Raw genomic sequence first — 20213 nt, forward strand, 5'->3', positions numbered from 1 at the left:
GGTTTTGCAGACATTATCGGACCTTGACGCGCCGGCTCACCCCCGGGGACACCGCGACCCGCTCCGCCATCACGAAGAAGAACTGCGCGGCCAGCGCGAACAACACGATGAGCACGGAACCACCCAGCACGGTCGGGTAGTCCCGGACGGCCAGGCCGTCGATGATGTAGCGGCCGAGCCCGCCGAGGCCGGTGTAGGCGGCCACGGCGGCGGTCGCCACGATCTGGATCGCGGCCAGCCGCAGGCCGAGCAGGATCAGCGGCAGCGCGACCGGCACCAGCACTCGCCCGAGGACCTGCCGCCCGGACAGCCCCATCCCGTACGCCGCGTCGCGCAGCTCGGGGTCCACGCCCCTGATGCCCTCGAAGGTGTTCACCAGGATGGCCGGTACGGCCAGCGCGACCAGCGGGATCAGCACCGGCCACACCGACGCCGTGCCCAGCAGCATCACGATCAGCACCACCAGCCCGAGCGTCGGCAACGCCCGCGCCAGGTTGGCCGCGACCACGATGAACAGCGAGCCGCGCCCGGTGTGCCCGATCCACAGCCCGAGCGGGATCGCGACCAGCGCGGCCAGCGCCAGCGCGGCGACGGAGAACAGCAGGTGCTCCAGCAGCCGGAGCGGGATGCCATCGGGCCCGGACCAGTTGGCGGGGTCGCCGAAGAACTCGATCAGCCAGTTCACCCGCTCCTCCTCGCCCGCACCCATGGAGTCAGCAACCGCTGGGAGACGACCAGGATTCCGTCCACGATCAGGGCGAGCAGCACGATCCCCACGATCCCGACGATCGCCGGCGCGAAGTAGTCGATCTGCCAGGCCCTGATGAACAGGTAGCCGAGCCCGCCCATGCCGACCAGCGCGCCCACGCTGACCAGGCTGATGCTGGACACGGCGGCCACCCGCAGCCCGGCGAGCACCACGGGCGCGGCGAGCGGGAGCTCCACCCTGGTCATGCGGCGCAGCGGCGTGAAGCCCATGGCCACCGCCGACTGCCTGACGTGCTCGGGCACCGAGCGCAGGCCGTCCACCACGGCGGGGACGAGCACCGCGACCGCGTAGAAGGTCAGCGGGATGATCACCGTGGCCTGCGACAGGCCGGTGACCGCGAGGAAGACGCCGAACAGCGCCAGCGACGGCAGCGCGTAGATGATGTTCACCAGGCCCGCGGTCGGCTGGTAGAGCAGCCGCCAGCGCACGCAGGCCAGGCCGATCGGGATCGCCAGCACCAGGGCCGCGACGATCGGCAGCAGCGACATGACGATGTGGTCACCGAGCAGGGTGTCGATGCTCCCCGGCTGTCCGGTGCTCCAGTTTCTGGTGAAGTACTCCCAAATGCTTGGCTCTTCACCCATTCGCCGGATCACCGTTTCCGACGTCCGAGGCGGCCAGCGCCAGGGCCTCGTCCAGGGACTCGCGGGTGGCCACGCCCACCACCGCGCCGCCGTCCTCGGCGACCGCGATGGCACAGCCGGACGGCGAGAGCAGCGCCGCGTCCAGCGCGGTGCGCAGCGAGTCGCGCCCGTGCACGAACGTGCCGTACGGCAGCAGGCGTACGCCCTCCAGCGTGCCGTCGCGCGGCAGCTCCGCCGGGTTGACCCAGCCCAGCGGCCGGTCACCGGCGTCGACCACGGCGAGCCACGGGCTCTGCGCGGACGCCGCCCGCCCCGCCGCCTCCGAGACCGGCGAGGAGACCGGGACGGTGAGGTCGGGGCGCAGCCGCAGGCTCGCGTCGGACACGAACGACAGCCGGCGGATGCCCCGGTCACGCCCCAGGAACTCGGCCACGAACTCGTCGGCCGGAGCCGACAGCAGCGCCGCCGGGGCGGCCACCTGGGCCAGCCGCCCGCCGACCCGCAGCACCGCGACCCGGTCGCCGAGCTTGATGGCCTCGTCGATGTCGTGCGTGACGAACACGATGGTCTTGTTGAGCTCGGCCTGGAGCCGCAGCAGCTCGTCTTGCAGGCTGGTCCGCACCACCGGATCGACCGCGCTGAACGGCTCGTCCATCAGCAGCACCGGCGGGTCGGCGGCGAGCGCGCGGGCCACGCCCACCCGCTGCTGCTGGCCGCCGGAGAGCTGGAACGGGTAGCGACCGGCCAGCTCGGGGGCCAGCCCGACCCGGTCGAGGAGTTCCAGTGCGTGCGCGCGGGCCTTCTTGCGGGACCAGCCGAGCAGGTAGGGGACCGTGGCGATGTTGTCCACGATGGTGCGGTGCGGGAACAGACCGGCCTGCTGGATGACATAACCGATGCCGCGCCGCAGGGTGGGCGGGTCGATGGTGCGGACATCGACACCGTCGAGCGAGATCGTGCCGTGGGTCGCGTCGATCATCCGGTTGATCATCCGCAGCGACGTGGTCTTGCCGCATCCGGACGGGCCGACGAACACGGTGATCTCGCCGGTGGGCGCCTCCAGGTGGAGGCCGTCCACGGCCACGGTCCCGTCGGCGTATCGTTTTGTGACACCGTCAAATGTGATCACACGTGTCCTCGTGTTCTCCGGCGGTATTGGATGTGCTGACGCCGTGACCGCTTCCCCCGCACCTCCCGCGTGCGCCGCCGCGACCGTCCGGCGATCTCCTCCCGACAGCGTACGGCGGTGATGACCGCGTGTCGCCGCCCCGCTCCACGCCCGTGTCCTCCTTGTGTCCTGCCCGTGTCCCCCCGGGATGACCTCTCGGTTTACCCGGAGTACACCGAAATGCGCGGTGTGAGCATGGTGATTTCTATCAAATGCGTATCCTCCGATGCGGCGGCCCCCATGAGTTGACATGATTACCAGGACACCCCGACAGAATTTGAAGGACCGGCCCGTGACCCACCCGCTCACCGACCGGCGCTCGCGCAGCGAGCTGGTCGCCGAGCTCTACGACCGTCACGCCGTCGGGCTGTTCGCCTACTGCCACGACCAGCTCGGTGACGCCGGGGCCGCAGCCGAGGCCCTGATGTCCGTGATGTCCGGCGTCCCCGCGGTCGAGCCGCCCCGCGCAGCCCTCTACGCCCTCGCCCGCCGGGAGATCTACCGGCGCGACGTCGTCTACGCCGACGCGCGCGTCGATCCGGTCGCCGACCCCGCCACCGCGCTGGTCGAGCGGGTGGTCCGCGAGCTGCGCCCGCACCAGCGCGAGGTGCTGCTGCTGGCCGTGGTGTGCGGGCTGACCATCGACGAGCTGGCCTGGGTACTCGACGTGGCCGCCGACACCGCGGCCGACCTGGCCGCCGGCGCCGACCAGCGGTTCACCCAGGCCCTCGGGCTCGCGCTGGCCGCCGTCGGCGAGCGCGTCCCCGGGCGGCTCGGCGAGGTCTACGGCGCGCTGGCGGTCGCCCCGACCAGGGACGTACTGGCCCGGCTGCCCTGGCGGCCTCCGCCCGCGCTGCTGCGGGCCCGCATCCTGGCCGCGCTGGGCGAGCCGCCGCTCGCCTCCGGGCCGGTCTCCCGGCTGGGCAGGCTCGCGCCGTACAAGGCGCTGTGGCCGACCGCGCCCGCCTGGCCGATGCCGCTCGGGCCGACCGACGAGCGCACCAACGCGGGCCTGTACGAGGTGGAGATCACCCCGCCCGCCGCCGACCGGGTCTCGCCGCACGAGGCGAGCACCGAACCGATGCCCAAGCTCCACTCGCCGCCCCCGATGCCGCCCCCGATGCCGGTGCCGCTGCTGTCCGCGCCCGTCCCGGCCGACCTCGAAGAGGCCCCGGCGACGCCACCGGAAGAGGCCGGGGAGGAGCCACCGGGCAGCCTGTTCGTCCCGCCGCCCCGGCAGGACCGCCCCGCCGAGCCGGTGTACCTCATGCCGCTGCCGGCGGACGACGAGGAGAGCGCGGCCGAGTCGACCGACGTCTTCGACGTCCTCGACCTCGAAGCCCCCGCACCGGAAGAGCACGCCCCGGAAGAGCACGCGCCGGAGGAGCCCGCCCGCCCGCAGCCGGTCACCCTCGCCCCCCGGCCCTCGCGACGCCGCCGCCGCGCCCCCGCCAGGTCCGCCAAGACCCGCAACCGCCACCACGACTGGGTCTGGGAGGTCATCGGGCTGGCGGTGTGCATCGCCATCGCGTTGATCGTCTTCTTCGCGGTGCCCACCATCGTCACCTGGTAGCAGACTCAGGCCGGACACCAGGGACAATCGGTCAGGTGCGGTTCGGCATCCTCGGTCCGATCGAGGCGTGGACGTCCGGCGGCGACCCTGTCCCCGCCGGCGGCCCGCGCTCGCGCACGTTGCTGGCCCTGCTGCTGCTCGCCCCCGGCCGGACCGTCGGCGTGGACCGGCTGCTGTCGGGCCAGTACGGCGAGCATCCGCCCGCCGATGCCACCGGCGCGCTCCAGGCCCAGGTCTCCCGGCTGCGCCGCAGGCTGCCGCCGGGCCTGCTGGAGTACGGCGGGGCGGGGTACCGGCTCGCGATCGACCCCGCCGACGTGGACGCGCACCGCTTCCAGCTTCTCGCCCGCCAGGGCCGCGACCTGCTCGCCGCGGGCCGGGCCGGTCCCGCCGCCGCCGTGCTCCGCGAAGCGCTCGGCCTGTGGCGGGGGCCCGCGCTGGCCGACGCCACCGACGTGCCGCTGGTGGCGGCCCAGCGGACCAGGCTGGAGGAACTGCGGCTGGCCGCCACCGAGGACCGCATCGAGGCCGAACTCGCCGACTCCGGGGCCGGTGGCGGCGTGGCCGCCGAACTACGGCCGCTGCTGGCCGCCCACCCGCTGCGCGAACGGCTCGCGGTGCTGCTCATGCGCGCCCTGCACGCCGAGGGCAGGCAGGCCGAGGCGCTGGAGGTCTACGAGCGAGTGCGCCGCCGGCTGGCCGGAGAGCTGGGCGCCGACCCCTCCCCCGAGCTGGCCGCCACCCACCTGGCGATCCTGCGGGCGGGCGAACCGCCGCCCGCCCGGCCGAGCGTGCTGCCGGTGCCGCTGACCGGGTTCGTCGGCAGGGAAACCGAACTCGATCTGCTCGCCGGGCTGCTCGCCCCGGGCACGGCCACCCGCCTGGTCACGATCACCGGCCCGGGCGGCACCGGCAAGACCCGCCTGGCCATCGAGGCGGCCCGCCGCCACCCGGGCGCGGTGTGCCTGGTCCCACTGGCCGACATCGACCCAGGCGGCCAGGCCCCGCAGCCCGCCGAGGCGACGCCCCACCACCCGGACGCGACACGCCCGGACACCGAACGGCGGCCACCGCGTACCACCGAGGCGTCCCGCCGCCCCGTCCCGCCGGCCGACATCGACGGTGGTGAGCAGGTCGCGCGGGCCGTGCTGGGGGCGTTGGGGTTGCGGGATCCGCTGGGACTCGCCGTACTTCCCGAGCCGGCCGATCCCGCCGACCGGCTGGTGGACGCGCTCGCCGGGCGTGGGCCGCTGCTGCTGATCCTGGACAACTGCGAGCATGTGATCGCGGCCACCGCGGCGCTGGCGCGGCGGCTGCTGGACTCCTGCCCCGAGCTGACGATCCTGGCCACCGGCCGCGAACCGCTCGCGATCACCGGCGAGACGCTGGTCAGGCTCGCGCCGCTGGCCTGCCCGCCGGAGGGGGCGGCGGCGCGGGAGGCGGCGGGCTATCCGGCGGTGCGGCTGTTCGCCGAGCGGGCGGCGGCGGCGCGGCACGGCTTCACGGTGTCCGACGGCAACGCCGCCGCCGTCACCCGCATCTGCGCCGCACTCGACGGGCTGCCGCTGGCTCTGGAACTGGCGGCGGCGCGGCTGCGCACGTTCACCGTCGGGGAGATCGCCGACCGGCTGGCCGAGCACGGCCGGTTCCGGCTGCTGTCGCGCGGTGACCGTACGGCGGCGGCCAGGCACCAGACCCTGCGCGCGGTGGTCGAGTGGAGCTGGGACCTGCTCGGGCCCGAGGAACGAGCGCTGGCCGGGCGGTTCTCGGTGTTCACCGGCGGCGCGACGCTGGAGGCGGCCGAGCGGGTGTGCGGCGGCGGCGACACCGCCGGGCTGCTCGCCGACCTGGTGGACAAGTCGCTGGTGGAGACCGACGGCGACCGCTACCGGATGCTGTCCACGATCCGGCTGTTCTGCGCGGAACGGCGAACGGCGGCCGAGACACCGCCCACGGCGGAGGCCGCGCACGCCGCCTACTACCTGGACCTCGCCCGCCGGGCCGGCCCGCACCTGCTGCGGGCCGGTCAACTGGACTGGCTGGCCCTGCTGAGCGCCGAGCACGCCAACCTGATGGCCGCGCTGCGCTGGGCGGTGGACGCCGACCCCGCGACGGCACTGAGGCTGATCGCGGCGGGAGCGGCCTACTGGTGGTTCACCGGGCGGCGCGGCGAGGTGGTCCCGCCGGCCACGAAGCTGTTGCGGAAGGTGGACGCGCTGCCGTCCGGCTGGGTGGAGCAGGAGGACCTGGTGGAGGAGTACGGCATGTGCGTGGTACACGCCGCGCCGAACGTGACCTCCGCACACCGCGAGCGGGTCGAGGCGGCCCAGATGAACTTGGGCCGGCCGCTGCGGCACTCCTTCGCCGCGCCGCTCTGGGGGATGATCATCGGCCCGCCGTTCGGGGCGGACAACGCCGGGCTGCGGCGGCGGCTGCTCGGCCCGGACCCATGGGCGCACACGGTGGGCGCGCTCGGCGAGGCGCTGCTGGAGCTGCTGCGCCGGGGTGAGGTGGCCGCCGCCGAACGCTCCCTTCAGGCGGTGCTCGCCGACTTCCGGGCGCTCGGCGAGCGCTGGGGCAGCGCGCAGGCACTGGACTGGCTGGCGCTGATCGCGAGCCTGCGCGGCGACTGGGAGCGCGCCGACGCCCTGTGGGCCGAGGCGCTCGCGCTGTTCGTGCGGCTGGGCAGCGCCGAGGAGGAGATCGACGTGTTGTGCCGGCGGGCCGAGGCCCTGACCCGCAGGGGCGATCTCGACGACGCCGCCGCCGACTGCCGGCGCGCGGCCGGGCTGGCCCGCCAGATCGCCGACGCCGGTCTGCTGTCCCTGGTCCGGGTACGCCAGGCGGAGATCGCCCGGTCCCGCGGCGACCTGGGCGAGGCCCGCGAGCTGCTTTCCGCGGCGCTGGACGGCGCCCGCGGGAACGCCCGGGTGGCGGAGGCGCACATCGCGCTCGGGCGGGTGGCGCAGGCCGCGGGCGACGTCGCCGAGGCCGTGCGCCGGTACGACCTGGCGGCCGGGCTGTCCGTGGGCGAGCCGCTGACGTCGCTGCTGGCTCCGGTGGCCGAGGCCCAGGCCACCCGCGCGCTGCTCACCGGCGGAGAAGACACGCGGGCGGCGCTGCTGCTGGGGGCCGCGGTGGCGCTGCGCGGCCTGGCCGTCGCCGGTGACCGCGACGTGGCCGGTACGGCGGGCGCGGTCAGGGCGCGCATCGGCCCGCAGGCGTTCGCCGCCGCCTTCGCCAGGGGCGCGGCGATGTCCCGCGAGGAGGCGCTGACAGCGCTCGGCGGCCCGCGCCCGGATCCGTCAGCGGAACGTCGGTAGCCGGTCAGCGCGCCCGGCCATCGTCGCCGGTATGCCGAACACCCACGTACTCATCTCCGGCGCGAGCATCGCCGGGCCCGCCCTGGCGTACTGGCTCAGCAGGTACGGCTTCCGCGTCACCGTCGTGGAACGCGCCCCCGCGTTGCGCCCCGGCGGCCAGGCCGTCGATTTCAAGGGCCGCACCCACCGCACCGTGCTGGACCGTATGGGCGTGCGCGAGGAGGTCCACCGCCGCCGCACCCACCCGCGCGACCAGTACTTCGTGGACGCGAACGGCCGCCGGCTGGCCGCCATACCGGCCCGCTTCACCGGCGGCGACGTCGAGATCCGCCGCGGCGACCTGTCCGCCATCCTCTACGAGCGCACGCTGGACACCTGCGAGTACGTCTTCGGCGACTCCATCACCTCGATCACCGAGGCCGGCGGCGGTGTCCACGTGACCTTCGAGCACGCCGCCCCGCGTACGTTCGACCTGGTGGTGGGCGCGGACGGCATCCACTCCAACGTACGCCGGCTGACCTTCGGCCCCGAATCCCGCTATGTCCGTCATCTCGGGTACTACTACGCGCTCGCCGAGACCGCCGGCGACTTCGGCCCCGACCCGCTGCTCTACAACGAGCCGGGCAGGCTCGTCTCGACCGGCGGCGCGGCCGGGGGCGCGCTGCTGGTGTTCGCCTCGGCCGAACTCCACTACGACCGCCACGACACCGCGGCGCAGCGGCGGATCGTGGCCGAGGCGTTCGAGGGGATGGGCTGGCGCACCCGCGAGGTGACCGGCACGCTGGCGGACGGCCCGGGCTTCTACTTCGACTCCATCAGCCGGGTGGTCACCGCCCGCTACGCCAAGGGCCGGGTGGCGTTGCTCGGCGACGCCGCCTACAGCAACACGATGGGCGGGTTCGGCACCGGGCTGGCCATGGTGGGCGCGTACGTGCTGGCGGGCGAACTCGCCCTGGCGGACGGCGATCACGGCACGGCGCTGCGGCGGTACGAGGAGCGGTTCCGCGGGTACGCGAGCATCGCCAGGAAGGGCAACGCGGGCCGATTCCTGGCCCCGCCCTCCCGGCGCGGCATCTGGATGCGCAACCTGCTCTTCAGGTCCGGGTTTTTGCTCGGGTTGATGATGCGAATGAGCGACAGGTTCGCCACCGACATCGACCTTCCGGACTATCCCTCCGAAATCGCCCGGCATAAGTGAGCGCGCGAGGGCGACGCTGCAACGTCGTCGCCACCTGGGACGGAGCATGCTTGGCAGCGGGCCGTACGAGACACGGACGAATGTGGATCGGCGGCCACCGGGCTCGGGACGACGTCGTGATGGCGTCCCCCGTGGAAAGGCAGGAAACGATGAGCGTCGCCAATCGCACCTGGAACACCGCGCTGTGGGGACTCCAGGCGGTCGCGGCGGGCGGCTTTCTGTTTGCGGCCCTCAGAAAGTTCGCCGGTGTGGAACCCGCGCCTTCCACCTTCGCGGCGATCGGCCTCGGCGACTGGGTCCGCTACTTCGTGGGCGGACTCGAAGTCGCCGGGGCGGCGGCGTTGCTCGTCCCGAGCCTGACGGGTTTGGCCGGGCTGGTGTTCACCGGACTGACGGCGGGTGCGGCCTTCGCCCAGGTCCTCGTGGTGGACGGCGGCGCGGCCACGCCCCTGGCCCTGTTCGCGGTCTCGGCGCTGGTCGCCTGGGGCCGCCGCGAGAACACGGTACGTCTGTGGGCCCGGCTCACCCATCGCGAAGAGCGCCCGCGGGACCGGGGGCGCGAGGCGGGACGGCGGCTATCCGAGGCTGAGCCGGACCGTGGCAGTGGCGTGCGTGGCCGCTGGGAGGTGCCCGTGCACCTCGATCGTCAGGTCACGATGGGTCACGGCGGTCACCGCGCCGGTGAAGGTGATCGTGTCGCCCGGACGCGCGGGCGCTTCCAGCTTGACGTTGATGCCCCTGATCACGGTGTGCGGCCCGGTCCAGTCCGTCACATAGCGTTCCACCATGCTCATGGTGAGGAGCATCGCGAGAAAGGAGTCGCGCGGCACGGTGGCCCCTGAGGAGGCGGGCTGCGGCGGCGGGACGGCGACCGACTTCTCCGGGAGCACCGCCCCGATGCCGATCTGATCGTGGGCTGGCGTCCGCATCACGACTCCCGTGGCAACCGACATCCGCATCCCCTCCACCCCGGCCCGCCGAACGCGGAGCGTGGTCACCTTCTCACTGTCGCAGACAATGGCGTGCCCGCGCCGGGAAAGCCGCAGGCCGGGGTACGGCTTGCGTATCCCGGGCGGATTTTTCCCCTCCCCCGGGCGAAAGTTCCGCACCCACCACGGAAAAGCGACTGCCATAAAAGCCGGTTCGGTCGGCTAGAACGTATTCTATTCTGATTTTCCATGGTCAGCCGGACAGAGTCCGACATAACGGGGTACGTGAATGGCGTGAGTAAAGGGCGGGACGTGGTACTCACAAGTAACACCGCGTGCCGGAGCGCTTTCAGATAACGTGTTCTCATGCGCACCCCGCAGGCGAGCGCCGGCACACCATTGCACGGTTCCGGCGCCCCCGCTCCCGGTGGCGCCGAGGTGACGGGCGCCACGGCGAGCCCCCTGGCCGGCCCACTCACGAGCCCGTTGCCGACGGCCCCGAAGCAGCGCGCGCCCATCGACGGGGGCCGTCCCGACGTCCGCTCCCGCGGGCAGCACCAGCGCCGCAAGCGGATCGTCTCGGCCGCCGCGGCGCTCGCCTCGCGCGGCGGTGTGGAGGCGATGCAGATGCGCACGGTCGCCGAGCGGGCCGGGGTCGCGCTCGGCACCCTCTACCGCTACTTCCCCTCCAAGATGGAGCTGGTCGCCGCGGTGGTCGGCGAGGAGATCGATCTGCTGGAGAGCAGCATCGAGCGTCGCCCGCCGCACGCGGCCACCCCGGCGCGGCGCGCGGCCGACGTGCTGATGCGGGCCACCCGGGGGCTGATGCGCGAGCCGGAGCTGGCCGACGCGCTGATCCGGTCGCTGATCATCGCGGAGGTCGACGCCCCGTTCGGCGACCGCCTGGCCGGGCTGTTGCTGCGGGTCGCGGGCGGCGACCGAGCCCCAGGCGGCACGGGCAGCGCGGACGACCCGGACGGCGAGCGGTTCGCGCTGGCCGGGTCGCTGGCCGGGGTGTGGATGCACGAGCTGCTGGAGATGCTGCGCGGGCGGCGTACCTACGAGCAGATCCAGCAGCGCATCGAGATCGCCGCCGACCGGCTGCTCCGCGACTTCTGACCGCCCCCGCAGGTCCCGCCGGGCTCTGGCGGGCGGCATGATTCCGATGACCGGGGCACGGCCGCACCGTACACTGAAAGACATCGGAGGTCTCCCCAGGCGGCCGGGCCGCACTACATGAGGGACGGTGCGTGATGGCGGTCACCGACGCGGCGATCGACAAGATCAAGCAGATGATCATGTCCGGTGAGCTGACGCCCGGTGACCGGCTGCCCAAGGAGGCCGACCTCGCCGACCGGCTCGGTCTGTCCCGCAACTCGCTGCGCGAGGCGGTCCGCGCGCTGGCGCTGATCAACGTGCTGGACGTACGCCAGGGCGACGGCACCTACGTGACCAGCCTGGAGCCCCGGCTGCTGCTGGACGCGGTGTCGTTCGTCGCCGACTTCCACCGCGACGACTCCGTGCTGCACTTCTTCGAGGTCAGGCGCATCCTCGAACCGGCCGCGACCGAGCTGGCCGCGCTCAAGATGACCGGCGACGACGTCGCCGCCCTGCGCGCGATCCTGGCCGAACTCCCGCCCCGCCCGACCGTGGAAGAGCTGGTCGCCAACGACGTGCGCTTCCACCAGCGGATCGCGGCCGGTTCGGGCAATCCGGTGCTCGCCTCGCTGCTGGACAACCTGGCCGGCCCCATCACCCGCGCCCGGATCTGGCGCGGGCTGACCGAGGAGCGGGCACTGGAGAAGACCGTCGAGCAGCACCGGGCCATCTGCGACGCCATCGCCGGCCGCCGCCCGGAGTTGGCGAGATCCTGGGCGACGGTCCACATCGCGGGCGTCGAGGACTGGCTGCGCCGGACGCTCACCTGATCACTCGCCGAGGTACGGCCATACATCGGGTGTCTTGGGACATCCGTTCCGACCCGATCGGCACCGTCCGAAACGCCGGAGTGCCGCCGGAGAGACTCCCCCGGCGGCACTGCGCCCCCGTCAGTCCAGTGGCCCGCTTCCCGGCGACTGACCAGGCGTCCGTCCTCGGGAGGACCAGATGGACCTTCCCGCAATATCCGGTATTCGTGGTGACCATGACATGATCGACTCATCCGTGACCATGCCCTAAAAACAGGAATCGGTCCATCAGAATGAGATTCGGATTCAACTCACAGACAAGTATCGAGTAACCGAATATGACTCGGCCTCATGATCTCTGTTACGGTATCGAGCAATTGTGCCAGCCGGCCGCCAGGTTCGCATCTTTGTCGACTCCCCGCCGATTGTGCGCAATTGCAACGGATGGCTTCAGGCCGACACTGTGTCGGCCACCGGGGTTTCGGACACCTCCAGCGGCTCGGCCCTGCGGGCCAGCGTGGCCGAGACCGCGATCAGGACGAGCGCCCCGGCTCCGAGCGCGACCCCGATCCAGGGGACCGACGGGTACCCGAGGCCCGCGGCGATGGCCAGGCCCCCGAGCCAGGGGCCGACGGTGATGCCGAGGTTGAAGGAGGAGACGTTACCGCCGGCGGCGAGCGTCGGGGCGGCCCCGGCCAGCGTGAACACGCGGGCGCTGAGCGCCGGGTTGATGCCGAAGCCGAACGCGCCGAGGAGGAGGCTCAAGATGATGACCGGCACGGCCTGGTCGGCGAACACGGCGAGGCCCGCCGAGGCGACGATCATTCCGGCCGCCCCGGTGAACAGGACGGTGAACGGGCGCGCGTCCGTCGCACGCCCGCCGAGCGTGATGCCGATGAACGCGCCCACGCCGTACAGGCCGAGCACGGCGGGCACCCACTCCTCCGACAGCCCGGCGGTCTCGGTCAGGAAGGGCGCGAGGTAGCTGAAGGTGACCATCAGCGAGGCGAGGACCAGCGAGGTCGTCCCGTACGCGACCCACAGCCGCAGGTTCGCCATGGCCCGCAGTTCGGGGCCCAGGCGGGGGGCCTTCGCGGCCGGCGGGCGTCCGCCGGGGATGGTGGCGGCCACGCCGATCATGCTCAGCGCCGACATGGCGGCCACCGCCCAGAACGCCCCCTGCCAGCCGAGGTGCTGCCCGATCAACGTGCCCGCGGGCAGGCCGATGACCGTGGCGACCGTGAGGCCGCTGGTGACGACCCCGAGCGCCCGGCCACGGGCGTTCGCGGGAACCATGCCGATGACGGCGACCGCGGACACCGCCCAGAACCCGGCGTAGACGAACGCGCCGACGGCGCGGGACACCAGGAGGACGGTGTAGTCGGTGGTCAGCGCGCCGGCGACGTGCGAGACGGCGAAGACGCCGAGGAACGCCAGCAACGCCGTACGGCGGGGCCGGCGCAACGTGACCACGGCCAGCACGGGCGCGCCGACGAGCATCCCGACGGCGAACGCGGAGATCAGCAACCCCACGTCGGGGACCGACACGCCCAGATCTGCGGCCATGCCGGGGAGCAGGCCCGCGAGCATCAGCTCCGAGGTGCCCTGGGCGAAGATCGCCAAGCCCAGGATATAGATGGCCAACGGCATCGGAGGGATCTCCTTAGTTTTGTATCGTTCAGTTCAAAACAGGCGCGTGACAGCCCAAGGCAGCAGGAACACACAGGTCAGAAAGCCGACATGCTCACAGAGCGGTGAGCGCGGTCGCGGCGATGGCGTCGAGGGCGGACCGGTCCGCGCCGCCGCGACCGGCGACGCGCATCCCGCTCACCGTGGCGATGACGTAGTGGGCCAGCGCCTCGGCGTCCTTGGCCGGGTCGATCTCCCCGGCCCGCTGCCCCTCCTCGATCGCCGTGCGCACGGCGGTCAGCCGCATGCGGTGGTCCTCACGGAGCAGGGCGGCCATCTCGGCGTCGTGCGGGGCCAGCTCGACCATCGCGTTGACCACCATGCAGCCGCTCGGCCGGCCGGGCTCGCCCTCCACCGCCCACTGGAAGAGGGTCCGGATCTTCTCCCGGGCCGGCAGGCCGCCCTCCATCAGTTCGACGATCGGGCCGTTCTTGTCGACCATGTAGCGGCGCAGCGCCTTCTCGAACAGGTCGCGCTTGCACTTGAACGTGTTGTAGATGCTGCTCCGGCCGAGGCCGGTGGCCGTACAGAGGTCCTGGGTGGAGGTGCCCTCGTAACCCCTGTCCCAGAACGCGAGCATCGCCGCCTCGATCGCCCGTTCCTCCGTGAACTGCCGTGGTCGTGCCATGCGCCCCACCGTAACACGCTTTATGGACCAATCTGTACAGAACGGGGCAGGCGGTGGCCGGTCCCTGCCAAGCCGCCCCACGCGGCGGCACGAGCCTCTAGCATGAGACGCCCATGACCACCGTTACCGTCGTGATCCCGACGTACAACGAGGTAGACAACCTGCCGCTGATCACGCAGGCGCTGCTCGCGCTGCCGATCGACGGCCTGCGCGTGCTGGTCGTGGACGACGACTCCCCCGACGGCACCGGCAAGGTCGCCGACGAGCTGGCCGCCGAGCACCCGGGCCGGGTCTCGGTGATCCACCGGCCGGGCCGGGAGGGGCTGGGCCGCGCCTACGTCCAGGGGCTCACGGCCGCACTGGAGGCGGGGGCCGGCTTCGTCGTGCAGATGGACGCCGACTTCTCCCATCCGGTGGACGCGGTGCCGCGGCTGCTCGGCACCGCCGAGGCGACCGGCGCGGCCTGCGTGATCGGCAGCCGGTACGTACCCGGCGGCACCCTCGCCGCCGAGTGGAGCCGAGGCCGCCGGGCCCTGTCGGCGTGGGCGAACTTCTACGTCCGCACGATCCTGCGGATCAGGCTGCGCGACGTGACCGCCGGTTTCAAGATCTGGCGGGCCGGCAGCCTGGCCGCGCTCGACCTCGGCGGCATCGCCTCCGGCGGCTACAGCTTCCAGGTGGAGATGCACTACCGGGCGACCAGGGCGGGGATGACCATCATCGAGATCCCCATCCACTTCTCCGACCGCCGCGCCGGGGCCTCCAAGATGAGCCTGCGGGTGCAACTGGAGTCGGCCCTGATGCCCTGGCGGCTGCGTTTCAAGCGCTGAACGCCCTTCCCGCCGCCCTATCCCACCGCTCTGGGCAGCCGCACGGCCACCGTCAGGCCGCCGCCGTCGCGCGGGGTCGCCGTCACCGTGCCGCCGTGCGTCCGCACGATCGCGCGCACGATGGCCAGGCCGAGCCCCGCGCCCGGACGGTCGGGGTGGAGCCGCTGGAACGGCTCGAACAGGCCGTCCACCGCGTACCTCGGGATGTGCGGCCCCGTGTTCTCCAGCTCGATCGACACCGACCCGCCGAGCACCCGCACCAGCGCCCGGACCCGCCCGTTCTCCGCAAGGTTGTGCCCGACGGCGTTGCCGGCGAGTTCGGCGGCGCAGCGCTGGAGCAGGGCCCGGTTGCCCGTGGTCCACGCCGGACGCAGATCGGCGGAGATCTCCACGCCCGGCGTGGCGGCGTTCCGCAGCGCGGTTTCCAGGATCTCGCGCATGTCCACCGATTCACGGGTGGCCGGTTCACGCTCGCTGCGGGCCAGCGCCAGCAGCCCTTCGATCAGCCGCTCGGTGCGCGCGTTGACCTCCAGCAGGACGTGCCCGAGGGTACGCAGGTCCGCGGGCCCGCCCGGCAGCGACAACGCCACCTCGATCACGGTCCGGTTGATAGTGACCGGCGTACGGAGTTCGTGGGAGGCGTTGGCCACGAACCTGCGCCCGCCGTCGTACGCGTCGTTGAGCCGGGCCAGCATGGCGTCGAAGGTGTCGGCCAGCTCCTTCAGCTCGTCCTTCGGCCCGTCGAGCGCGATCCGCTGGTGGGCCAGGGTGTTCTCGGACAGCCTGCGGGCGGTCTCGGTCATCCTGCGCACCGGCCGCAGCGCCCGGTCCGCGACCAGGTACCCCGCGATCACCGCGGCCAGCCCCACCCCGATCAGTACCGGCAGCGACAGGGTCAGGAAGGTGGACTCTCCCGCGCCCACCGCCGCCTCCCACTGCCGCCGGTACTCCCGCGCGACCGCCGCCGCCTGCTCAGGCGTGGCGCCGGGCAGCAGCACCGCCGGCCGGTAGACCGGCGCGACCGTCTGGCCGACCACCGGATACATGACGATCAGCAGCAGCACGCCCACCGCGAAGTACAGCGCGCTGTAGGTGAGCGTGAGCCGCCAGCGGATGTTCATCCGGGCGAACACCGGCAGAGGCGGGGAAACGGGGTCAAGCCACGCCGGTTCGCCCTCCCGCATTCGCATTACCCCCTGGTGTGCGATGTCAGCGACGCGCTCGGCAGGGCCGGCCGGATTTCCCCGTTCCGCCGGCGAGGTCGTTTTCCGCGCTTTCCAATGCTTCGTCACATGCTTGCGGAAGGCCGGTAAGCGGGTCGTAAGAGCGCCGGACGCTCAGGGGAGGAGCACGAAACTTCCCACGGGCGTGCCGCGTTTCCAGCAGGCGCATGGCCTCGGGCGCCGCCTCCAGGGCGAACGTCTCCTCGATGACCGGGAGGAGCTCCCCGGCGGCGGCGAGCCCGGCGAGGTGCGTCAGTGCCTCGGCGTCGGGCCGGGCCGCCAGACTGCGCAGGTGTAGCCGGAGTACAGCGCGGGACCGATGAGGTGGCGGGGCCCGGCGGCGTAGCCGGCCGCGAGCCGCGCCGGAAGCGGCCCGCCCCGGTGCCATCGGAGCGGGCCGCCCGGGGAGATCAGGACTTGGTGATCTTCTCCGGAGTGATCGGCAGGTCACGGACGCGGACGCCCGTGGCGTGGTACACCGCGTTGCCGATGGCCGCGGTCAGCCCGGTCGAGGGCACCTCGCCGAACCCCCGCGCGCCCAGCGCCGGGCTGGAGGGGTCGGGCCGGTCGATGAAATCGACCTCGATGTCCGGTACGTCGGCGTTGACGGGGAGCAGGTAGCCCGACAGGTTCGGCGTGAGGACGCGGCCCAGGTACGGATCGACCAGGGTGTGCTCGGTGAGCGCGATGCCGATGCACCAGATCGCCCCGCCGATGACCTGGCTGCGGGCGGTCTTCGGGTTGATCACCCGGCCGGGGTCGAAGACGCCGACGACCCGGCGCAGCCGGATCCGGCCTATGCCGGGATCGACGTGGACCTCGGCGAAGTACGCGCCGACCGAGAACCGCCGCGGCGTGAACGCCGCCGGGGCGACCGCGACCTCGATCGGCTTGCCGTGCCGGCGCATCACCTCGCGGTGCGCGATCCGGCGGGAGGGCCGTTCGGTATCGAACAGGTGCCCGTCCCTGGCGGCGACCCGCTTGGGGTCCAGACCGTGCAGCGGGCTCTTCGGGTCGGCCACGGCCAGCGCGATCAGCCGGTCGCGGCCCTGCGTCGCCACCCGGACGACGGCCTCGCCGACGCTCGGCACGGTCGTCGAGGCCGCGGCGACCACCGACCGGGGGAAGGCCGAGTCGCCGAGGGCGAACTCGACGCCGCGCAGCGGCAGGCCGAGCACGTCCGCGCCGATCTGCGTCATCACCGTGTAGGTGCCGGTGCCGACGTCCTGGGTGGCCGAGCGGATGCGGGCGGTGCCGTCCTCCTTGATCACCAGGTCGGCGCCCGCGCCGGGGACGCCCCCGGAGGCGTGCGCGGCGGTGGCCATGCCCCAGCCGATCAGCCCCTCCCGGTCCCGCATCGAGCCGGGGCGGGGGTCGCGCCGGGCCCAGCCGAACCGCTGCGCCCCGCGCCGGTAGCATTCGCGCAGGTGGTTGCTGCCGTGCGGATGGCCGGTCTCCTGGTCGGTGGCCGACCAGTTGCGCAGCCTCAGCTCGACCGGGTCCATGTTGAGCGCGTAGGCGAGTTCGTCGAGCGTGGATTCCAGGGCGTGCCCGCCCGACGCCTCCGGCGAGCGGGTGAAGTTGGCGATCGGCAGGTCCAGCCGGACCGCCCGCTGCGTGGTGCGCACGTTCGGGCAGGCGTAGATGACCCTGGTCTGCCCCGGGTTGTTGAACATCAGCTCGTCGGTGCGCGACACCTGCTGGGTGAGGGTGTGGTCGATCGCGGTGAGCCGCCCGTCCCGGGTCGCGCCGACCTGGAGGCCGTGCCGCGTCTCGGCGCGGTGCCCACTGGCGGTGTAGGTGTCGGCCCGGGTGAGGACCAGTTTGACCGGGCGCCGGACCTGCCGGGCGACCGCCGCGACCAGGATGGGCTCCGGCCATGACAGCGCCTTGCCGCCGAATCCGCCGCCGAGGTACGGGCAGACCACCCGCACGCTTTCCCCGGGCAGCCCGAACGCCGCCATCAGCGACCTTTGGACGTCGCCGACGCCCTGGGTGGACACGTGCACGGTCAGCCGGTCGCCGTCCCAGGCCGCGACCATGGCCGTGGGCTCCATCGCGTTGTGGTGCTGGAGCGGCGTGGAGTACGCGGCCGTCACCTTGACGTCCGCGGATTCGAGCCCGGCGGCCACGTCACCGCGCGTGTAGACGGGCGGGCCGGACATGGGATGCGGCTCGGGCAGGTAGGCCAGGTCCAGGTTGGCGACCAGCGACACCTGCGGCGTCTCGGCGTCGTAGGCGGGCTTGACCAGGGTGGCCGCGTACCGGGCCTGCTCCAGCGTGCCCGCCACCACGATCGCGACGGGCTGGCCGGAGTATCGGATCTCGCCGTCCTGCACGGGCAGGAAGCCCTTGAGGAACGTGGTCTGCGGGCCGGGGACGGTGAGGCGCGGCATGTTCTGGTGGGTGAAGACGCCGAGCACGCCCTGCGCGGCGGTCGCCTTCGCGGTGTCGATGCCGGTGACCCGGCCGCGCGCGATCGTGCTCTTCACCAGTACGGCGTGCGTCACGCCGGTGACCTCGGTGTCCGCCGCGTACCGGGCCGCGCCGGTGACCTTGGCCACCCCCTCGACCCGGGAGACCGCCCGGCCGACCGCGGGCGCGCTCATCGCGACTCCCCGAACTCGCCCAGTGCCTCGGCCAGGGCCCGCTGGACCAGCGCGACCTTGAAGGCGTTGTGCTCCCGTGGCACCGCGTCACGTACCAGCGCGGCACCCGCCGCCTTGATCGCCGCCGCGTCCAGCGGGCGGCCCACCAGCGCCTCCTCCACGGCCGCCGGCCGCCAGGGCCGGGGCGCGATCCCGCCGAACGCCAGGCCCGCCTCGCGCACCACGCCGTCCTGCGTCCGGACCAGCGCCGCGACCGAGACCAGCGCGAACTCGAACGTTGCCCGGTCGCGCAGCTTCAGGTACCGGGAGCCGCGGGCCAGCGGGGTCACCGGCACGTCGATCCGGGTGATCAGCTCCCCCTGGCCCAGCACGGTCTCCTGGTGCGGGGTGTTCCCCGGCGACAGGTAGAACCCGGCCATCGGGATCGACCGCGCGCCCCGCGGGCTCAGCGTGTGGACCGTCGCCCCGAGCGCGGTCAGCGCGACGGCCAGGTCGGACGGGTGGACCGCGATGCAGTGCTCGCTGCCGCCCACGATCGCGTGCCGGCGGTTCTGGCCCTTGATCGCCGGGCAGCCGCTGCCGGGCGACCGTTTGTTGCAGGGCGTCGCCGCGTCGCGGAAGTACCAGCAGCGGGTGCGCTGGAGCAGGTTGCCGCCCATCGAGGCCATGTTCCGCACCTGCGGCGAGGCCCCGGCCAGCAGCGCCTGCGACAGCACGGGCAGCCCTTCGCGGACCGCCGGATGGGCCGCGACGTCGCTCATCCGGCTCAGCGCGCCGATCTCGATCCGGCCTTCCACCTTCCGCAGGCCGGACAGTGGCAGCGCGTTGATGTCGATCAGGTGATCATGATGTTCGGCGCCGTCCTTCATCAGGTTGAGCAGGTCGGTGCCGCCGGCGATGAACCGGGCCCCCGGCCGGGCGGCCAGTGCCACCGCGGCCTGCGGCCGATCGGGCCGGGTGTAGGCGAAGTCGTCCATCAGCGCAGCTCCCTGGCGGCCTGCCGGACGGCGGCCACGATGTTCGGATAACAGCTACAGCGGCACAGGTTCCCGCTCATCCACTCCCGGATCTCCGCGTCCGAGCCGGCGTGCCCCTCTTCGATGCAGCCGATCGCGGACATCACCTGGCCCGGCGTGCAGAACCCGCACTGGAGGGCGTCGTTGCCGATGAACGCCGCCTGCACCGGATGCAGCCGCTCCCCGTGGGCCAGGCCCTCCACGGTGGTGATCTCCCGGCCCTGCTGCATCACCGCCAGGGTCAGGCAGGATTTGATCCGCCGTCCGTCCACCAGCACCGTGCAGGCCCCGCACTCCCCGCGGTCGCAGCCCTTCTTGGTGCCGGTCAGCCCGATCCGCTCGCGCAGCGCGTCGAGCAGCGTCACCCGGGGTTCGAGTTCCGGCTCGTGGAGCCTGCCGTTGACCTTCAGCCGCACCCGCGCCGGGCCGGTCTGCGTACCGGCCGGTTCGGTGGCCGCGGCGGCGGTGCCCTGGCCGGCCGCGATGGGCGCCGCCGCGGCGGCGGCGACACCTGCCCGAAGGACGGTACGTCTGGTGGCCGTCGATTCCGCGCCGATTTCGTCAGTGGACATACCGCTCAGCTCACCTCGGGGAGGTCTCGGGATAGAAGGGGCTCGTCCAGGACGTCGAGCGCGCCGGGACGGTGCCCCGGCGGCCGGCGTGATTCCCGGCGTCTGCGAATTCGGTGGCAACGGCGGAACCGATGAACCCGATCCCACACCTGACCAAGACATGCACGGTGCACTCCTCGCGGTGAATCGACCTGG

The 20213-nt window shown here is 72.9% G+C and carries 17 protein-coding genes and 1 pseudogene; 7 read left to right on the top strand and 11 right to left on the bottom strand.

All coding sequences use genetic code 11. The features are described 5' to 3' along the window. Nucleotides 1–13: 13 nt before the first annotated feature. From ACH34R_RS14230 to ACH34R_RS14240, 3 genes are read right to left on the bottom strand one after another with little or no spacing between them, the layout of a single operon-like run. Nucleotides 14–685 (bottom strand): ABC transporter permease, encoded by a 672-nt coding sequence (locus ACH34R_RS14230; RefSeq protein ID WP_397561862.1) that lies wholly within the window; start codon nt 683–685, stop codon nt 14–16. Then, nucleotides 682–1353 carry an ABC transporter permease gene (locus tag ACH34R_RS14235; protein WP_397561863.1) on the bottom strand — a complete coding sequence of 224 codons (672 nt, stop codon included), beginning with the start codon at nt 1351–1353 and terminating at the stop codon, nt 682–684. Before ACH34R_RS14235 ends, ACH34R_RS14230 begins: the two co-directional genes overlap by 4 nt. Beyond that, entirely contained in the window at nt 1346–2482 is a 1137-nt protein-coding gene (locus ACH34R_RS14240) for an ABC transporter ATP-binding protein (RefSeq protein ID WP_397561864.1), read from the bottom strand. Before ACH34R_RS14240 ends, ACH34R_RS14235 begins: the two co-directional genes overlap by 8 nt. A gap of 331 nt (nt 2483–2813) precedes the next feature. Between ACH34R_RS14240 and ACH34R_RS14245 the strand changes: the two genes are divergently transcribed. The 4 genes and pseudogenes from ACH34R_RS14245 to ACH34R_RS14260 form a co-directional block, all read left to right on the top strand. After that, on the top strand, nt 2814–4094 hold the full coding sequence (locus ACH34R_RS14245) for an RNA polymerase sigma factor (protein ID WP_397561866.1): 1281 nt from the start codon (nt 2814–2816) through the stop codon (nt 4092–4094). Nucleotides 4095–4129: 35 nt separating this feature from the next. Then, a complete protein-coding gene (locus ACH34R_RS14250) occupies nt 4130–7417 on the top strand; it encodes an ATP-binding protein (RefSeq protein ID WP_397561868.1) in 3288 nt (1095 codons plus the stop codon). Nucleotides 7418–7448: 31 nt separating this feature from the next. After that, the gene (locus ACH34R_RS14255; protein ID WP_397561870.1) at nt 7449–8615 is read left to right on the top strand and encodes an FAD-dependent monooxygenase; all 1167 of its coding nucleotides are present in this window, start codon (nt 7449–7451) and stop codon (nt 8613–8615) included. A gap of 149 nt (nt 8616–8764) precedes the next feature. Further along, nucleotides 8765–9079: pseudogene (locus tag ACH34R_RS14260) on the top strand (DoxX family protein); the annotation flags it as partial. 111 nt (nt 9080–9190) lie between these two features. On the opposite strand, the gene ACH34R_RS14265 reads toward ACH34R_RS14260, so the two are convergent. Continuing rightward, nucleotides 9191–9544: a MaoC/PaaZ C-terminal domain-containing protein gene (locus ACH34R_RS14265; RefSeq protein WP_158558205.1), complete on the bottom strand. Its 354-nt coding sequence runs from the start codon at nt 9542–9544 to the stop codon at nt 9191–9193. Nucleotides 9545–10030: 486 nt separating this feature from the next. Between ACH34R_RS14265 and ACH34R_RS14270 the strand changes: the two genes are divergently transcribed. Both ACH34R_RS14270 and ACH34R_RS14275 read left to right on the top strand, forming a co-directional pair. Continuing rightward, nucleotides 10031–10663, top strand: a complete 633-nt coding sequence (locus tag ACH34R_RS14270; RefSeq protein ID WP_397561991.1) for a TetR family transcriptional regulator — start codon at nt 10031–10033, stop codon at nt 10661–10663. A 134-nt stretch (nt 10664–10797) separates the two neighbouring features. Next, the gene (locus tag ACH34R_RS14275; protein WP_397561871.1) at nt 10798–11472 is read left to right on the top strand and encodes a FadR/GntR family transcriptional regulator; all 675 of its coding nucleotides are present in this window, start codon (nt 10798–10800) and stop codon (nt 11470–11472) included. Between the two features lie 429 nt (nt 11473–11901). On the opposite strand, the gene ACH34R_RS14280 is transcribed toward ACH34R_RS14275, so the two are convergent. Beyond that, nucleotides 11902–13101, bottom strand: coding sequence for a Cmx/CmrA family chloramphenicol efflux MFS transporter (locus ACH34R_RS14280; protein ID WP_397561872.1), 1200 nt, complete (start codon nt 13099–13101; stop codon nt 11902–11904). 94 nt (nt 13102–13195) lie between these two features. Continuing rightward, the gene (locus ACH34R_RS14285; RefSeq protein WP_397561874.1) at nt 13196–13768 is read right to left on the bottom strand and encodes a TetR/AcrR family transcriptional regulator; all 573 of its coding nucleotides are present in this window, start codon (nt 13766–13768) and stop codon (nt 13196–13198) included. 113 nt (nt 13769–13881) lie between these two features. On the opposite strand from ACH34R_RS14285, the gene ACH34R_RS14290 reads away from it, so the two are divergent. Beyond that, nucleotides 13882–14598 (top strand): polyprenol monophosphomannose synthase, encoded by a 717-nt coding sequence (locus ACH34R_RS14290; protein ID WP_397561875.1) that lies wholly within the window; start codon nt 13882–13884, stop codon nt 14596–14598. Between the two features lie 17 nt (nt 14599–14615). Here ACH34R_RS14290 and ACH34R_RS14295 read toward each other — a convergent pair whose 3' ends face one another. The 5 genes from ACH34R_RS14295 to ACH34R_RS14315 all read right to left on the bottom strand — a co-directional run bounded on the left by ACH34R_RS14295 (nt 14616) and on the right by ACH34R_RS14315 (nt 20018). Beyond that, a complete protein-coding gene (locus tag ACH34R_RS14295; RefSeq protein ID WP_397561876.1) occupies nt 14616–15731 on the bottom strand; it encodes a sensor histidine kinase in 1116 nt (371 codons plus the stop codon). Between the two features lie 76 nt (nt 15732–15807). Continuing rightward, nucleotides 15808–16209 carry a zinc-binding dehydrogenase gene (locus tag ACH34R_RS14300; RefSeq protein WP_397561878.1) on the bottom strand — a complete coding sequence of 134 codons (402 nt, stop codon included), beginning with the start codon at nt 16207–16209 and terminating at the stop codon, nt 15808–15810. Nucleotides 16210–16231: 22 nt separating this feature from the next. Further along, complete coding sequence (locus tag ACH34R_RS14305) at nt 16232–18430, bottom strand: xanthine dehydrogenase family protein molybdopterin-binding subunit (RefSeq protein WP_397561879.1); 2199 nt, start codon at nt 18428–18430, stop codon at nt 16232–16234. Continuing rightward, nucleotides 18427–19407, bottom strand: a complete 981-nt coding sequence (locus ACH34R_RS14310) for an FAD binding domain-containing protein (RefSeq protein WP_397561880.1) — start codon at nt 19405–19407, stop codon at nt 18427–18429. The genes ACH34R_RS14305 and ACH34R_RS14310 overlap by 4 nt, the downstream gene beginning before the upstream one ends. Continuing rightward, the gene (locus tag ACH34R_RS14315) at nt 19407–20018 is read right to left on the bottom strand and encodes a (2Fe-2S)-binding protein (protein ID WP_397561882.1); all 612 of its coding nucleotides are present in this window, start codon (nt 20016–20018) and stop codon (nt 19407–19409) included. The genes ACH34R_RS14310 and ACH34R_RS14315 overlap by 1 nt, the downstream gene beginning before the upstream one ends. Nucleotides 20019–20213: the final 195 nt, after the last annotated feature.

This window comes from Spongiactinospora sp. 9N601 (genome assembly GCF_044326295.1).
Lineage (GTDB): Bacteria > Actinomycetota > Actinomycetes > Streptosporangiales > Streptosporangiaceae > Spongiactinospora > Spongiactinospora gelatinilytica.

What these genes read in the sequence shown, in the direction of transcription:
- ACH34R_RS14290 (WP_397561875.1), top strand. Translation starts at nt 13,882, where the DNA reads ATGACCACCGTTACCGTCGTGATCCCGACGTACAACGAGGTAGACAAC.
- ACH34R_RS14285 (WP_397561874.1), bottom strand. Translation starts at nt 13,768, where the DNA reads ATGGCACGACCACGGCAGTTCACGGAGGAACGGGCGATCGAGGCGGCG.
- ACH34R_RS14280 (WP_397561872.1), bottom strand. Translation starts at nt 13,101, where the DNA reads ATGCCGTTGGCCATCTATATCCTGGGCTTGGCGATCTTCGCCCAGGGC.
- ACH34R_RS14300 (WP_397561878.1), bottom strand. Translation starts at nt 16,209, where the DNA reads ATGGCACCGGGGCGGGCCGCTTCCGGCGCGGCTCGCGGCCGGCTACGC.
- ACH34R_RS14265 (WP_158558205.1), bottom strand. Translation starts at nt 9,544, where the DNA reads ATGCGGACGCCAGCCCACGATCAGATCGGCATCGGGGCGGTGCTCCCG.
- ACH34R_RS14255 (WP_397561870.1), top strand. Translation starts at nt 7,449, where the DNA reads ATGCCGAACACCCACGTACTCATCTCCGGCGCGAGCATCGCCGGGCCC.
- ACH34R_RS14305 (WP_397561879.1), bottom strand. Translation starts at nt 18,430, where the DNA reads ATGAGCGCGCCCGCGGTCGGCCGGGCGGTCTCCCGGGTCGAGGGGGTG.
- ACH34R_RS14315 (WP_397561882.1), bottom strand. Translation starts at nt 20,018, where the DNA reads ATGTCCACTGACGAAATCGGCGCGGAATCGACGGCCACCAGACGTACC.
- ACH34R_RS14235 (WP_397561863.1), bottom strand. Translation starts at nt 1,353, where the DNA reads ATGGGTGAAGAGCCAAGCATTTGGGAGTACTTCACCAGAAACTGGAGC.
- ACH34R_RS14275 (WP_397561871.1), top strand. Translation starts at nt 10,798, where the DNA reads ATGGCGGTCACCGACGCGGCGATCGACAAGATCAAGCAGATGATCATG.
- ACH34R_RS14310 (WP_397561880.1), bottom strand. Translation starts at nt 19,407, where the DNA reads ATGGACGACTTCGCCTACACCCGGCCCGATCGGCCGCAGGCCGCGGTG.